12 protein-coding genes are annotated in these 13,425 nt (G+C 57.6%); 10 read left to right on the top strand and 2 right to left on the bottom strand.

What is annotated here, in order from left to right; genetic code table 11:
- Positions 1-10: 10 nt before the first annotated feature.
- Positions 11-982 carry an AAA family ATPase gene (locus AC6UAL_RS04045; protein ID WP_500682087.1) on the bottom strand — a complete coding sequence of 324 codons (972 nt, stop codon included), beginning with the start codon at positions 980-982 and terminating at the stop codon, positions 11-13.
- Positions 983-1,565: 583 nt separating this feature from the next.
- Between AC6UAL_RS04045 and AC6UAL_RS04040 the strand changes: the two genes are divergently transcribed.
- The 8 genes from AC6UAL_RS04040 to AC6UAL_RS04005 all read left to right on the top strand — a co-directional run bounded on the left by AC6UAL_RS04040 (position 1,566) and on the right by AC6UAL_RS04005 (position 10,716).
- Positions 1,566-2,702, top strand: coding sequence for a radical SAM protein (locus AC6UAL_RS04040; protein ID WP_500682086.1), 1,137 nt, complete (start codon positions 1,566-1,568; stop codon positions 2,700-2,702).
- Positions 2,699-3,817, top strand: coding sequence for a radical SAM protein (locus AC6UAL_RS04035; RefSeq protein ID WP_500682085.1), 1,119 nt, complete (start codon positions 2,699-2,701; stop codon positions 3,815-3,817). Before AC6UAL_RS04040 ends, AC6UAL_RS04035 begins: the two co-directional genes overlap by 4 nt.
- Before the next feature lie 6 nt (positions 3,818-3,823).
- Positions 3,824-4,711, top strand: a complete 888-nt coding sequence (locus AC6UAL_RS04030) for a radical SAM protein (protein WP_500682084.1) — start codon at positions 3,824-3,826, stop codon at positions 4,709-4,711.
- 206 nt (positions 4,712-4,917) lie between these two features.
- Positions 4,918-5,646: a methyltransferase gene (locus AC6UAL_RS04025; protein WP_500682083.1), complete on the top strand. Its 729-nt coding sequence runs from the start codon at positions 4,918-4,920 to the stop codon at positions 5,644-5,646.
- Positions 5,647-5,902: 256 nt separating this feature from the next.
- The gene (locus AC6UAL_RS04020) at positions 5,903-6,091 is read left to right on the top strand and encodes a hypothetical protein (protein ID WP_500682082.1); all 189 of its coding nucleotides are present in this window, start codon (positions 5,903-5,905) and stop codon (positions 6,089-6,091) included.
- 694 nt (positions 6,092-6,785) lie between these two features.
- Positions 6,786-8,633: a SulP family inorganic anion transporter gene (locus AC6UAL_RS04015; RefSeq protein WP_500682081.1), complete on the top strand. Its 1,848-nt coding sequence runs from the start codon at positions 6,786-6,788 to the stop codon at positions 8,631-8,633.
- Positions 8,630-9,760: an A/G-specific adenine glycosylase gene (locus tag AC6UAL_RS04010; protein WP_500682080.1), complete on the top strand. Its 1,131-nt coding sequence runs from the start codon at positions 8,630-8,632 to the stop codon at positions 9,758-9,760. Before AC6UAL_RS04015 ends, AC6UAL_RS04010 begins: the two co-directional genes overlap by 4 nt.
- A complete protein-coding gene (locus tag AC6UAL_RS04005) occupies positions 9,757-10,716 on the top strand; it encodes a glycoside hydrolase family 16 protein (protein WP_500682079.1) in 960 nt (319 codons plus the stop codon). Before AC6UAL_RS04010 ends, AC6UAL_RS04005 begins: the two co-directional genes overlap by 4 nt.
- Before the next feature lie 149 nt (positions 10,717-10,865).
- Here the strand turns inward: AC6UAL_RS04005 and AC6UAL_RS04000 are convergent, their stop codons facing one another.
- Positions 10,866-11,135: a type B 50S ribosomal protein L31 gene (locus AC6UAL_RS04000; protein WP_500682078.1), complete on the bottom strand. Its 270-nt coding sequence runs from the start codon at positions 11,133-11,135 to the stop codon at positions 10,866-10,868.
- A gap of 185 nt (positions 11,136-11,320) precedes the next feature.
- Between AC6UAL_RS04000 and tal the strand changes: the two genes are divergently transcribed.
- Positions 11,321-12,277 (top strand): transaldolase, encoded by a 957-nt coding sequence (gene tal, locus AC6UAL_RS03995; protein ID WP_500682077.1) that lies wholly within the window; start codon positions 11,321-11,323, stop codon positions 12,275-12,277.
- Positions 12,278-12,337: 60 nt separating this feature from the next.
- On the top strand, positions 12,338-13,327 hold the full coding sequence (gene galE, locus AC6UAL_RS03990; RefSeq protein ID WP_500682076.1) for a UDP-glucose 4-epimerase GalE: 990 nt from the start codon (positions 12,338-12,340) through the stop codon (positions 13,325-13,327).
- The last annotated feature ends 98 nt before the right edge of the window (positions 13,328-13,425 follow it).

Here is a 13,425-nt window from a genome sequence, read left to right as displayed (position 1 = left end):
CGTTCGGCTTTTACATCAGACTGTCGATGACCGACTCCATCGTCACACCCTCGCCGGTAGCGCGGTAGTTGGGCATCAGGCGATGGCGCAGCACGGGATGCAGCACGGCACGCACCTCATCGGGACTCACGCTGCTGCGGCCCCGCAGCAGAGCCATGGCGCGTGCAGCCGAAAGCAGGCACTGACTCGCACGCGGCCCGGCGCCGCAGGCAACATACTTCTTCACCATCTCCCCGGCGAGCGGAGACTCCGGGCGCGAGCTCTGCACGGTGCGCACCACCAAGCCGTAGACATCTTCCGGGACGGGTACCGAGACCACTGCGCGCTGAAGCTCCTGCACCTTCGGCGCGTCGAGCAGGGTTGCGGGCTCGGGCATCTCGAGCCCCGTCGTGCGGTGCAGCACCAGCTCCTCCTCCTCGACGGTGGGATAGTCGATGTTGATCTGGAAAAAGAAGCGATCGAGCTGAGCTTCGGGCAGGGGATAAGTACCCTCGTGCTCCACCGGGTTCTGCGTTGCAAAAACGATGAAGGGCTCGTCGAGTTTGCGCGTCGTTCCGGCGACCGTCACCTGCTTTTCCTGCATGGCTTCGAGGAGAGCCGCCTGCGTCTTGGGCGGCGTGCGGTTGATCTCATCAGCCAGCAACAGATTCGTGAACACGGGGCCGGGAACGAACTCGAAATGGCGCGAGCCGTCCTCGCGCGTCTGAAGAATCTCGCTGCCCACAATATCCGTCGGCATGAGATCGGGCGTAAACTGAATGCGGCGGAAGTCGAGGCCGAGGATGCGCCCCAAGGTTGAAACCAGCAGCGTCTTGGCCAAGCCCGGGACGCCCACCAGCAGGCAGTGCCCGCGGCAAATCAGCGCGGCAAGCATCAGCTCCACAACCTGCTGCTGCCCTACAACGACTCGCGCCGTCTCGCGACGCACTTCCTCTACTGTCTTTTGAAGCCGCTTCCAGGCCTCCTCCGGTCTCTCTTCCATATGCGTGACGGCGCCTGTCTGATTCGGCGCCTCTCCAAGCCTACCATGCCCGCCGACGGAGTCAAGAACAAAGAATGACCGCAGCTACGAGCGCCACATCCACGTGCGCCACATGTGTACCAAGGTTTTGTCCGGAGGGAAACACGGTGCGATCCGGAAGCCGGAAGGCAACGATGCCCGAGCGGCACTCGAAGACAAATTTCTTGCAGAGAAAGCCCCGTTGGAGACCGAGCCATACAGGACTCATTCGCACATTGCCACAGGTCTGCTTTATTGGAGAGATTCAGCCTATGCAACACCTGTGTCCGTAAAATCAAATTGTAGCCTTTTTCCTTGACAAGCTCCGTGTTGAAGGCTAACATGCACTGTATGGAGAACAAAGAATACACTGACGAAGAGTTGGCATCTCTGAAAGATTTCGTGGATATGGTCAAGAGTGGGGAGCTCGACGAACAAATGTCCTGTTGGGGAGACCACTCAGACTACTCTCACGGTTATTGATCTGAAGCATCGCTCTTAAGAGTGTCATGTTAACCCGCCCCCATATCCGGTATGGGGGACGTGGTTTTTTCTAGTTATTCCTATGCGAAGAACAATAATCTACAAGGTCACCAACGGCTGTAACCTTGGGTGCGGGTACTGCTATGAACGGCGTAGGTTAGGCTGCCTTAAGCCTGACACCAGCGATAACATGGCTCCATTGTTACCCTACCTCGAACGAGAAGCGCACTGCCACAAAGGCAACAGATACATGATTTGCCTTCACGGCGGGGAACCATTGCTCATGGGGCTCAATGCGTTCGAGGAGATAGCATCCTGTTTGGAAAGGCTGAACACGGAAACAGATAACAGCTTCGCTTTTTCTCTGCAAACCAATGCTACGTTAGTAACTGATGAATGGGCGCAAGCTTTTTTTCGCTACAAATCACTAATGGGAGAACGAGGCATCGGGGTTAGTTTGGATGGGGATGAACTGACGCATGACCACTTCCGAAAGATGAATGCCGGAGGAGGCAGTTACTCCGCTGCAATAAAAGGAGTTGATTGCCTGAAAAAAAACGGTGTTCCTTTTGGTATTCTCTCCGTAACGACACAGACCTCCATTCGGAGAGCAGCGCATATTTTTGAAGCAATCATGAATATTGCTCCCAAGTTTTGGAGAATTCTTCCTTGTTATAACTTGAATTCAGAGGGAATATTGCTGCCCTATTCGGTAAGACCGACGGAATATGCCGAGTATCTGAAAGGTCAATTTCTCAGATGGGTACATTCGGGCATGGTGAAACGAGTGGTCGTTGATCCTTTCGCGACCATCATTTCCGTAATGAACAACAAACCCGTACCATGGTGTGAATATCGCGAAGATAAATGTGAAGACTTTTTATCTGTTGAAACGGATGGAAGTCTTTGCATTTGCGACACTTTCTCTGAAATGACCTACAAAGATGAATATCAACTTCAGGGATGCGATTTTCATCGGGCGCTCAAGGATATGCCGGCCTACTACACTGCCTTGAAATCGGCCTTGGACGCCGATTGCCGAAGCCAGAATTGCCCGGTAAGTGGAATTTGCCACGGAGGTTGCTACGGAATGAGATGGCTGTTCCGAGCTAAAAACCCCGAACTATACGAGGACTACTGCTTAGCAAAACGCAGCATAATATCGCACTTGTCCAAAGCCGTTCGAGCTGCTGAAATGCATTCATTAATGCCAAAATGAAAAGGACCATTACATACAAAGTTTCTAACGGATGCAATTTAGCATGCACCTATTGCTATGAACGCCGTCGCCTAGGTGGACTGTTGCGAGACTGTACGGAATCCGCTGTCTCCATCGCTGAGCAGCTTGAGCAATTGGCACAATGCTCGGAACAACTTTCCGTTATGCTCTGTTTGCACGGAGGCGAACCCTTGCTTATGGGAATCCCCGCATACGATTCACTCTGTCAACATATTGAGGAAATCAACAAGCAACCGGGGAAAAAGATTGCCCTTTCATTACAAACCAATGGAACGCTTATAACCGATGACTGGGCTGATTGTTTCTACCGGCATCGCAACCTATTTTCGGGCAATGGCATAGGAATCAGTTTGGACGGAGACTCTGTTGCCCAGAACCATTTCAGAAAAACCTGCAGCGGTGATAACTCGTATGAAATGGTTCTTAACGGCATACAAGCTCTCAAAAACAAGGGGCTATCTTTTGGTCTGTTAGCGGTCGTTACCCGTCCTAGTCTGGGACGCGCCTCGGACCTTTTGCGGTCATTGGCGGAATTAAACCCATTATTGATCAAATTTGTTCCCTGTTACGATTTTACATTTGACGGGAGACTGACTTCTTACTCCATAACCCCCTTGGAATTCGCAGACTACTTGGTGGACACCTTCAGAAGCTGGATAAAAACGGGCATGGTTCGCGAGCATGTCATTGTAGAACCTATCTTCTCTGCGTTGATGAACATTTCAGGGAAGTTTACACCCTGGTGCGAGTACAGCGAGAGCAAGTGCGACGACTTTTTACTGATAGACGCGTCGGGAAGAATGGGGGTATGTGACAATCTCCCCATATACGAAAATGTCCCTTGTTTAAATGAACGTTCATTAGCGGAATTGCTCTCATTTTCCCCTCGCGAGTATACCGACTTTCGCCATCTTGCTCTCAAAGAGTGTTCGTCATGCACGATTAGGCGGGAGTGCAAAGGAGGTTGCTTGGGGACGCGCTACAATTTTTACACGAAGGCAGCGCCGACTCTCAAAGGTGAATACTGCAATGGGAAGCGGCATTTCTTCAGCGAATTAAAGTCAGTTATGTCCATGGCAGATAAAGGAAAATAGCCTCTTATGCCTACCATTCATCTTAATATTACCCAACAGTGCAACCAAAAATGCTTCTTTTGCATAAGAAGCCATGCCCCTGTAGAACAGCCGGGATTAGAAGCCTTGCTTCGGTACGCCAGAGTGCAGCAAGCCTGCGGGGCTGACAAATGCATCATAACCGGAGGGGAACCTTTTGTATCACCCATCCTATTCTCTCTGCTCGGAGGATTAAAACACTTGGGGTTCAAGAGAATCACCATTCAGACCAACGCAACCCTTCTCAGCTCTGAACAACTGTGTGAAAAACTGAAATCCGTCACGGAGGGGATCGACTGTGACCTCAGCATATCTTTACATTCGGTGAACGAGCCTGATTTTTCCCGTATTGCGGGAGTCAGAGGACATTTCACTCAGCTGGAAAAATCATTTTCTCTTCTCTCTGAGCATAGTATACCTTTCTGTACGAACACGGTCATCTTCAAAGGCAATCTTCGCGAGCTCTCGGCGATCGCCATGTACGCAAGGGATTCAGGGGCCTATCTGATTCAATTCTCTTTAATGCGGTACAAAGATACCAACATGGCGCAGTATGCGGTGTCATTGGAAGAGGTAAAAGAGGCAGCGCAACAGCTCGCTTCCGTCATTCCCATAAAAACTCTCAGATTTGAGGGTGTTCCCTTTTGCATACTCCGGGGAATGGAACGGTGCGTGGCTGAATCATTTTGGCCGCAGGAGCTCAGGCTGCTAACCTCTACGGGTAAGCAAATCGGTGACTACAAGAAGGACTTAATGCCCAAATACAGGCGTAAACTACCCTCTTGTCAACAATGCATCTGCAACACCATCTGCATGGGAGTGTGGCAGGAATACGAAAATCAACTCATCTCCATGTCCCCGCTTCCCATATGTTGATCACCCTCATCGTAGGCTCTTTCAAGACGGAGGAGAGTTAAAACAAAGGCTGACGAAGCGTCCGGAAACGGTGAGTCTGTATAGGAATCTCTATGCTAACGCAATCTCATATGCGCCTTTCCTGATAACGCTTCACCCATTCTTGAGTGATTCGGGCATTTAAGATACACTTAGAGGGAAACAAAACGTAGCTAAATCAACGCTCCATGATATATACCTCCTTATTCGTCACAGCCGATAAGACATACAAACTGCAAGTCACTCCTTTCACTTGTTCCAGATTCGGACTGGCGGAATTCTTTGCTGCACACTTGCATCATTTGGGGCACTGGGAGGGAAAGAGAGTTTTGGATGTTGGTTGTGGTGTAGGCCCTCTTAGCATTTTGCTCGCCGACCAAATGGGTTGCAAAGTGCTCGGAATCGATATAAATCCACAAGCTATTGATTGTTTCAAAGCTAATATACGAAATTACAATTTAGGCAATCAAATCCAAGTCAAGCTGTCTAATTTTTACACAAGCACGAAAAGCGACATAAAAGACGAAAAATGGGATATGATTGTGTCCAATCCTCCCATCTCCGATGAGGTAGGAGTTGATGTTATAGAGAAATATAGGTTTAATGATTTTTCAAATTTAAGCAGGGAGGCGTTTACCTATCTGACGAATGCATGGAGAAACGAGGAAGGCAAAGACTTACTTGATGAAATCTTCACCTACTCAAACACGGCTCTCACTCCCCATGGCATGCTTTGTGTTGTTTTTTGCTCCATGAGTAATGTTTTACCAAGTACCGTCGTAGAACGTGCCGGCCTCTCGGGCATGCACCTATGCCAAATAATTGAAGGCAAAATACCAACGGAAAGCTTGGGAGTCCGAAGCATCGGAATCGATAACGTTACCGCCTATATTTTGATGTTTAACAATACAAACTGACAGGTCAGTCACGCGGGATATGTTGCGCCCAGGTTTCCGAGCGCCTTGTTGAGTCTCGTCTATTTTTTCAGCGGGCGTGAGAGGTGCACACTCCGCAGCCACGTCCTGTCCCACGCTGTACGGAGGGGAACATGGCTTAGACTCCGACTCATAGCGAAGCTCTCCGACCGCCGCGCCGAGGGCTGTCTAAACATTTTTGATCCGAAAGTCGATCGGATTCTTGACGCCGCTGCCTTATATGGTAGACTGTCAGTGTATGAAGCGACAAATGATGTTTCTGATTCTCGGTCTCGGCGTCCTCGCCGTCAGCTCCTGCAGCAACGAAGCCATGACCAATGCGGCGGCATCGGCCGCCGGAACGGCCATCCGCGGCGGGAATTCGGATCAAGTCACCAAGAGCGCGGTTCGATCGGCTATCAGGACGGATCTCCGGAACCAGAACTGACACGCCGCCAAACGGCTCTTCCCCTCGCCGAAGAAAGGCAACGCAGAGGGGGCTTAGCAAACGACCCCGGTTCACGCAGATCCGAGGCCGTTTTTTTTGCGCCCGAGTTCCCGGCGGCGCAAGTGCGACACCCTCTCATCCCCCCGGCACCGCAAGACTCCTCCCCACCCCCTCGGCGCCGCAGGTTGCAATTCAGAGCCCACGGTACCGCAGGTCGCAATTCAGAGCCCGCAGCGCCTCAAGTCGCGCCAAAGCCCGCAGCGCCGCAGGTCGCGCCAAAGCCCTCAGCGCCGCAGGTCCGACCCTGTTCCCCTGCGCCGCAGGTCGCACCAAAGCCCTCAGAACCGCAGGTCCGACCCTGTTCCCCGCACCGCAGGTCGCAACACCGAGTTAGTTGCGCTTCCCTGCTCCACCTGTCGCTGACGCAGCACTTTCCCGCAGCGGGCGGACGGCGGCCCTGCCGGAGATCCATGCGACGGCGGACATACCGCAGAGCTCCCCCGCCATTGGGTCCGTTCGTGCGGGCAAAAGAACCGCGCCGCAGCGGGAGGGCCTCTCTCCGCTCGGATCCGCGCGCGTCGACGAGCATACCGTTCCGACCCCGAAGGGGGCCGGCAAAGCGGGTCGGGCAGACTCCACTCAGCCTCAATTCGGACTTGCAGGCCGCCCGCCGCCATGCTAAACTCGCAGCGGTATGGGAATGCTGCTCCACAGACTGCGAAACGCCGGAAAAGGCCTGCGCGCCTACCTTCGTCAGGGCATGATCGACCCCTTTCCCGTCCGCCACTACCTGCGCGGCTACACCCCGCGCAAAGCCGGGCGCGATCTCAAAGCGGCTCTCGATGTCGCCCTCGTCGGTCTGCCGCAGGGCATGGCCTTCGCCGCCATGGCCGGGCTGGACAGCATCTACGGCATCATGGCCGCCACCGTCGGCACCTTCATCGCCCCGATCTTCACCAAATGCAGCCTGACCGTCAGCGGTCCGAGCAACGCCACCGCCTTCATGCTGGCGAGCTTCTTTCTGGCCTCGGATCCGGAGATTCGGATGCACCCGGAAATCTTCGTCCCGCTCATCGTCTTTCTGGCGGGGCTCGTCTGCGTCATCGGCGCCTTCGTCAAGGCCACCGAGATGCTTCAGTTCGTGAGCCGCAGCGTGCTGGTCGGCTACGTGACGGGTGCCGCCACGCTCATCATCGCCTCACAGCTGCGCTACGTGATGGGCATTCACGACGTGGAGGCCGGCAGCTCATTTTTCTCCATGAGCAGCGCCATCCTCGAGCACCTCGACAAGATGCAGTGGCAGCCGATTGTTCTCGGCGTGCTCTCCTTCCTGCTCTTTATCCCGCTGAAAAAATATTTCAAGTTTCTGCCCACCTTCGCCATCATCCTCGTGGTCATGAGCGCCCTCAACTGGGTTCTCTGCCAGCCTTGGGCGGGAGGGGCCTTCACCGAGGTTCGCATGCTCAAGGATTTCACCATGAGCGACCTCGTGCTCTCGCCGCCGGCTGTCTGGGAGGTCGGCGAGCATCTCGCCACGCTCTTCCCCATCGTCATCGGTATCGCCTTTCTCTCGACCCTCGAGCAGACCGTCATGAGCAAGACCCTCTCGGCCAAGACCGGCGAGCCGCTCAATCTCAACCAAGACACCTTTGCCGTGGGCATGGCCAACATGGGCTCTGCCTTCACGACCTCCCTGCCCTGCTCGGCCTCGCTCACGCGCTCCATGCTCAACTACACGTCCGGGGCCGTCACGCGCTTCTCGGGCATCTTCTGCGGTCTGCTCTGCCTCGGCATCACCTTCATTCTGGCTAACTTCCCGCTCATCTCGCGCATTCCGCACTGCGTGCTGGCGGCGCTGGTGTTGGCCAATGCGGTGTCGCTCTTTGACCGCAAGCTGCTGCGCATCTGCTTCCGCTCGACGCCCGGCGATGCGGCAGTGCTCGTCATTACCTTCATCGCGGCGCTGCTTCTGCCGCTGCACGTCGCCATCTTCGTCGGTGTCGTCATCTCCGTTTCGCTCTTCCTGCGCAAGGCCGCCAAGCCCGAACTGGTCGAGTACACGCTCGACAACGAGGGCACGCTGCTGAAGCTGGCGGACAAGGCGAACCGCCTGCCGCAAATCTCCATCGTGCACGTGGAGGGCGATCTCTTCTTCGGTGCGGCGGACCTCTTCCGCAAGCAGGTATCGCGCATCGCCGAAGACGCCTCGCTGGCCGTCATCGTGCTCAGAATGCGAAACGCCCGCAACCTCGACGCCACCTCCGTATGTGCGCTCGAGGAGCTCATCCGCTTCACGCGAGAGAAGGGGCGCCACCTCATCATCTCGGGTGCGAGTCGCGAGGTGTACCGCATCCTCCGCAAGAGCGGTGTGCTTTCGGTGTTGCAGGAGGACTGCGAGAAGGGTGAAAGCAACATCTTCCTCATCGAGCCGAAGAATCCGAACATGTCGACGCGCAAAGCGCTCATGCGCGCCCAGAAGCTGCTCGGCACCAAGAACGCCGACATCTCCATCTACACCACGCAGACGCGCGAGGCTTCATGAGCTCCGCTCCGAAGAAGAGGGCTTCGTCCCCCCGCGTCTCGGCTTCGTCCCCTCGGGTCTCGGCTTCGTCCCCCCGCGTCTCGGCTCTGACACCCGCCGCCGAGGCTCTGGCGGCGGCGGCCGAGCCCCTGTCCGCCGCGCTCGTCGCTTGGTTTGAGAGGGAGGGGCGCGACTATCCTTGGCGCCGCACGACGGATCCTTGGGCGATTCTCGTCAGTGAGGTCATGCTCCAGCAAACGACCATTCCGACGGTTCTGGCGCGCTACGAGAGCTGGATGGCCCGCTTCCCGACCCCCGAGGCACTCGCCGCCGCCGATGAATCAACCGCGCTGCGCTCATGGGAGGGCTTGGGCTACTACCGCCGCGTGCGCTCGCTTCAGGCAGCCGCGCGAGTCATCGCGCAGCTGCACGGGGGGCAGTTTCCGCAAGACGAGGCGGCGATTCGCGCCTTGCCGGGCATCGGCGATTACACGGCAGCCGCCGTGCTGAGCTTCGCCTACAACCGCCCGGCCCCGCTGGTCGACGCCAACGTGGCTCGCATTTTTGCCCGCTTGCTCAACGACTCGCAGCCCATCGACACCCCTGCATGCCGACGCATGCACGGCAAACTCTCCGCTCGCCTCGTCCCGCCCGACAAGCCCCGGGCCTTCAACTCGGGCATCATGGAGCTCGGGCAGCGCCTCTGCCGCAGCGGAGAACCCGACTGCCTGCTCTGCCCGCTGCGCTCGTGGTGCCGGGCCACGAACCCCGCTCAACTGCCGCAGAAATTGCCGAAACCGCCCGTGACCCGCACGGAGCACCACGATATTCTCCTGCTCGGCCCGGACGGGCTGCTCATGGAGCAACAGAGCCGAGGCAAGCGGCACGAGGGCATGTATCGTCTGCCCCGCCGCGATCCGGAGGAACTCAGGGACTGCGACAAAATCGCCGAGCAAAGCTACAGCGTCACGCGCTACAAAGTCACGCGGCACCTCTACCGCGCCTCAGGCAGCTGCCGCCCGAAGCCCGGCGAAGGCTTCATCCCTCTGGCGGCACTTGCCGACACGCCCATGGCGTCTCCCGACCGCAAACTGCTCGCAAGGCTTCTTCCCTCTCTCACCCGCAATCTCCCCGCAATATCACCGTGACACAGCAATGGATCCGGAATCTCATCTCGGCCGCCCTCGCCCTGCCGCTCGCCGCAGGAGGCGAGACGGGCGGAGCGGAGACCTCGCGCCAAGCTCCGGCGCTCGACCCCTTCAAGGCCGACACGGTCGGCCGAGCTCAGCCTCCCGAGGGTTACCGCCTCGTCTGGCACGATGAGTTCAACGGCGAAGGCGAGCCCGATCCCGCCAAGTGGAGCCCGGAGCGGGGCTTTGTCCGCAATCGCGAGATGCAGTGGTACCGGCTCGACAACGCCCGTCAAAGCGGCGGCCGCCTCATCATCACGGGCAAAAAAGAGAGTTTCCCCAACCCGGACTACGAAGCGGGCAGCAAAGACTGGCGCAAGAATCGCAAGAGGGTCGCCTATACCTCGGCCTCGCTGACCACGAAGGGGAAATTCAGCGTTACCTACGGCATTCTCGAGGCTCGCGTACGCTTCAAAGCCGTCGAGGGCCTGTGGCCCGCCTTCTGGACGACGGGCATCAGCGAGACGTGGCCGGCCTGCGGTGAAATCGACATCATGGAGTATTACAAGGGCAAATTTCTGGCCAATTTCGCGTGGAGCGCAGGTCGCCCCCGGACGGCCGTCTGGCGCAGTCGAACGGTGAAGGTGGAGGACTGCCGCGCGAAGGATCCGCGCTGGGATGACAAGTTCCACATCTTCAAGCTCGATTGGGATGAGAATCGCCTGCGCATCTTCATCGACGGAGAGTTGGTCAACGAGATGGCAACGGCCGATGCGGTCAATCAGCGTTTTGACAAGGTTGAACATCCGTTTCGCCAGCCGCACGGCATCATCATCAACCTCGCTCTGGGAGCCAACGGCGGCTCGCTCGATAAGCTCGCCTTTCCCGCGCTCTACGAGGTGGACTACGTGAGGGTCTACCGGAAGATTGAAGACGAGCTGGGCGTCGGCGACGCCGACGGCGCCGGACATTGATCGCTTCCGCTTCGCCCCTGCCCCGCGATCCTCGCTGCCGCCGACACGCTCTATCCCCCGCCCGATGCGCGAAAGAGCCCGCCCCCGAACGGGGACGGGCTCTTTCACAGGAGTTATTACATGCAGCGGGCAAACCCGCCGCAGGGAGATTAGGAAAGGGACGGCTTCTTGGCGCGACGCACGGAACCGAAGCGCTTCTGGAACTTGTCGATGCGGCCCTCGGTGTCGACAAACTGATTCTTACCCGTGAAGAAGGGGTGCGAATCGGAGGTGATACCGCAGGAGACGACGAAGTGCTCAACGCCGTCAATGACCTCAGTCTTGGCGGAGGTGACGGTGGAACGCGTGATGAAGCGGCGGCCCGTGGTGATGTCCACGAACACAACAGGATTGTACTTGGGATGCAGGTCTGCCTTCATAATCGTATCTGGCTGCGTTACCGTCGCAGCGCGGAGGGAATTGTAGTTCGCAGCCGAGCCAATGTCAAGCAAGATTTCTCACGTCTCTTGTTTTTTCCGATTTTTTGACGGAGGCGGGCATTCCTTTCTTGCACTTTCGGACTTCGGCTGCTAGGATGGTCTCACCGAAGCCGTTTCTTCACGATATGCCGACCCAGCTCGCTCAACTCAAGCAGTACACAACCGTGGTGGCCGATACCGGCGATTTCCGCCAGATGGAGGAGTTTACCCCGCAGGACGCCACAACGAATCCCTCGCTGATTCTCGCCGCAGCGGCGAAGCCCGAATACCGCCCGATTTTGGAGGCCGCTCTGGCACCGTTCCGCAGCTCGAAGCTGCGCGGAGCGGAGCTGACCGACGCGATGATGAACAAGGTGATTGTCGCTTTCGGGCTCGAGATTCTCAAGCGCGTGCCGGGTCGCGTCTCCAGCGAAGTCGACGCGCGGCTCTCGTTCGATACGGACGGGACGGTGAAGAAGGCGCGCGAGCTCATGGCTCTTTACGAAGAGGCCGGCATCGGGCGCGAGCGCGTGCTCATCAAGATCGCCTCGACTTGGGAGGGCATCCAGGCGGCGCGCGTGCTCGAGCAAGAGGGCATTCACTGCAACCTGACGCTGCTCTTCAGCACCATTCAGGCCGTCGCCTGTGCCGAGGCCGGCGTCCGGCTGATTTCCCCCTTCGTCGGTCGCATTCTGGACTGGTACCGAGCCTCGACGGGCTTGGAGTACACGGCGGAGACCGACCCCGGCGTGCAGTCCGTTCGCACCATCTACAACTATTACAAGAAGTTCGGTTACCCGGTGCAGATCATGGGTGCCTCGTTCCGCAACAAGGGCGAGGTGCTGGCGCTGGCGGGCTGCGATCTGCTGACGATTTCCCCGAATCTGCTGGCCGAGCTGGCGGCAAGCGATGAGCCGGTGGCTCCCGCTCTCTCGCCGGAAGCCGCCAAAGCTTCGGACATCGAGCGCCTTCCGGCCGATGAAAAGAGCTTCCGCTTCCTCTTCAACGAAGACGCCATGGCGACGGAAAAAACGGCCGAAGGCATTCGCCGCTTCTCCGCCGATATCCGCAAGCTGGAAGCCCTGCTCACCTCGATGCTCTGACCTGCGGCACGGGGCAGGTCGATCTTTTTCCCATCTCTCACACTCATTCAAATCAGAATCATGAAAGTACTCGTTACCGGCGGAGCCGGCTATATTGGTTCTCACACGGTGCGCCAGCTCGTGAAGAGCGGCGCCGATGTGACGGTTCTCGACAGCATGGTCTACGGCCATCCTGCCGCCATCGTGGACCCGGAGGTGAAGCTCGTGAAGGGCGATCTGGGCGATCCCGCCATTGTCTACCCCCTCCTCATCAACGGCAAGTTCGATGCGGTGGTGCACTTTGCCGCCTTCATCCAAGTCGGCGAGTCCGTTCAGGATCCCCTGAAGTATTACGAGAACAACATTGCCAAGCCCCTCGTGCTGCTGCGTGCCATGATGCTCGCCGGCACCAAGCGCTTCGTCTTCTCGTCCACCTGCGCCACCTACGGTGAGCCGACTCAGGTGCCGATTCCCGAGACGGAGAAGCAGGATCCGATCAACCCCTACGGCGGTTCCAAGTTCATGCTGGAGAAGGTCTGCAAGGACTGCGACCGCGCCTACGGCCTCAAGAGCGTCTTCCTGCGCTACTTCAACGCCTCGGGCTCTTCCGAAGACGGTCTCATCGGCGAAGATCACGACCCCGAGTCGCACCTCATCCCGGTGATTCTTCAGGCCATCAAGGGCGAGCGCCCGGGCATCACGGTGTTCGGTACGGACTACGACACGCCCGACGGCACCTGCATCCGAGACTACATCCACGTGGACGATCTGGCCGACGCCCACCTGCGCGCTCTCGACTACCTGATGAAGGGCGGCGAGACCAACTGGTTCAACCTCGGTACGGGCAAGGGTCTCTCCGTCAAGGAGATCATCGATGCCGCCGAAAAGGTGACGGGCAAGAAGGCTCCGGTGACCTACGGCGAGCGCCGCGAAGGCGACCCGCCCCGCCTGATTGCCGATGCCCGCAAGGCGGCCGAGGTGCTCGGCTGGGTGCCGAAGTATCAGGACGCCCACAAGATTGTGGAGACCGCGTGGAAGTGGTTCAACGGTCCTCGCGGCGGCCACTACTGATGTTGTGCCGCGGGCAGGCAGGGCGCTGAGCCCCCCTGCCCGCATGACTCCTCCCTGCATCCGCACCTTCGCAACACACGAAGGTGCGGTTTTTTTCG

The sequence above is a fragment of the Candidatus Parakkermansia intestinigallinarum genome (genome assembly GCF_944389695.1).
Taxonomy (GTDB): Bacteria; Verrucomicrobiota; Verrucomicrobiia; order Verrucomicrobiales; family Akkermansiaceae; genus Akkermansia; species Akkermansia intestinigallinarum.
This window is presented reverse-complemented; position numbering and strand designations above follow the sequence as displayed.

Excerpts from the sequence above, each read along its gene's own strand:
- galE (WP_500682076.1), top strand. The coding sequence starts at position 12,338 with ATGAAAGTACTCGTTACCGGCGGAGCCGGCTATATTGGTTCTCACACG.
- AC6UAL_RS04020 (WP_500682082.1), top strand. The coding sequence starts at position 5,903 with ATGAAGCGACAAATGATGTTTCTGATTCTCGGTCTCGGCGTCCTCGCC.
- AC6UAL_RS04000 (WP_500682078.1), bottom strand. The coding sequence starts at position 11,135 with ATGAAGGCAGACCTGCATCCCAAGTACAATCCTGTTGTGTTCGTGGAC.
- tal (WP_500682077.1), top strand. The coding sequence starts at position 11,321 with ATGCCGACCCAGCTCGCTCAACTCAAGCAGTACACAACCGTGGTGGCC.
- AC6UAL_RS04030 (WP_500682084.1), top strand. The coding sequence starts at position 3,824 with ATGCCTACCATTCATCTTAATATTACCCAACAGTGCAACCAAAAATGC.
- AC6UAL_RS04035 (WP_500682085.1), top strand. The coding sequence starts at position 2,699 with ATGAAAAGGACCATTACATACAAAGTTTCTAACGGATGCAATTTAGCA.
- AC6UAL_RS04025 (WP_500682083.1), top strand. The coding sequence starts at position 4,918 with ATGATATATACCTCCTTATTCGTCACAGCCGATAAGACATACAAACTG.
- AC6UAL_RS04045 (WP_500682087.1), bottom strand. The coding sequence starts at position 982 with ATGGAAGAGAGACCGGAGGAGGCCTGGAAGCGGCTTCAAAAGACAGTA.
- AC6UAL_RS04040 (WP_500682086.1), top strand. The coding sequence starts at position 1,566 with ATGCGAAGAACAATAATCTACAAGGTCACCAACGGCTGTAACCTTGGG.
- AC6UAL_RS04010 (WP_500682080.1), top strand. The coding sequence starts at position 8,630 with ATGAGCTCCGCTCCGAAGAAGAGGGCTTCGTCCCCCCGCGTCTCGGCT.
- AC6UAL_RS04015 (WP_500682081.1), top strand. The coding sequence starts at position 6,786 with ATGGGAATGCTGCTCCACAGACTGCGAAACGCCGGAAAAGGCCTGCGC.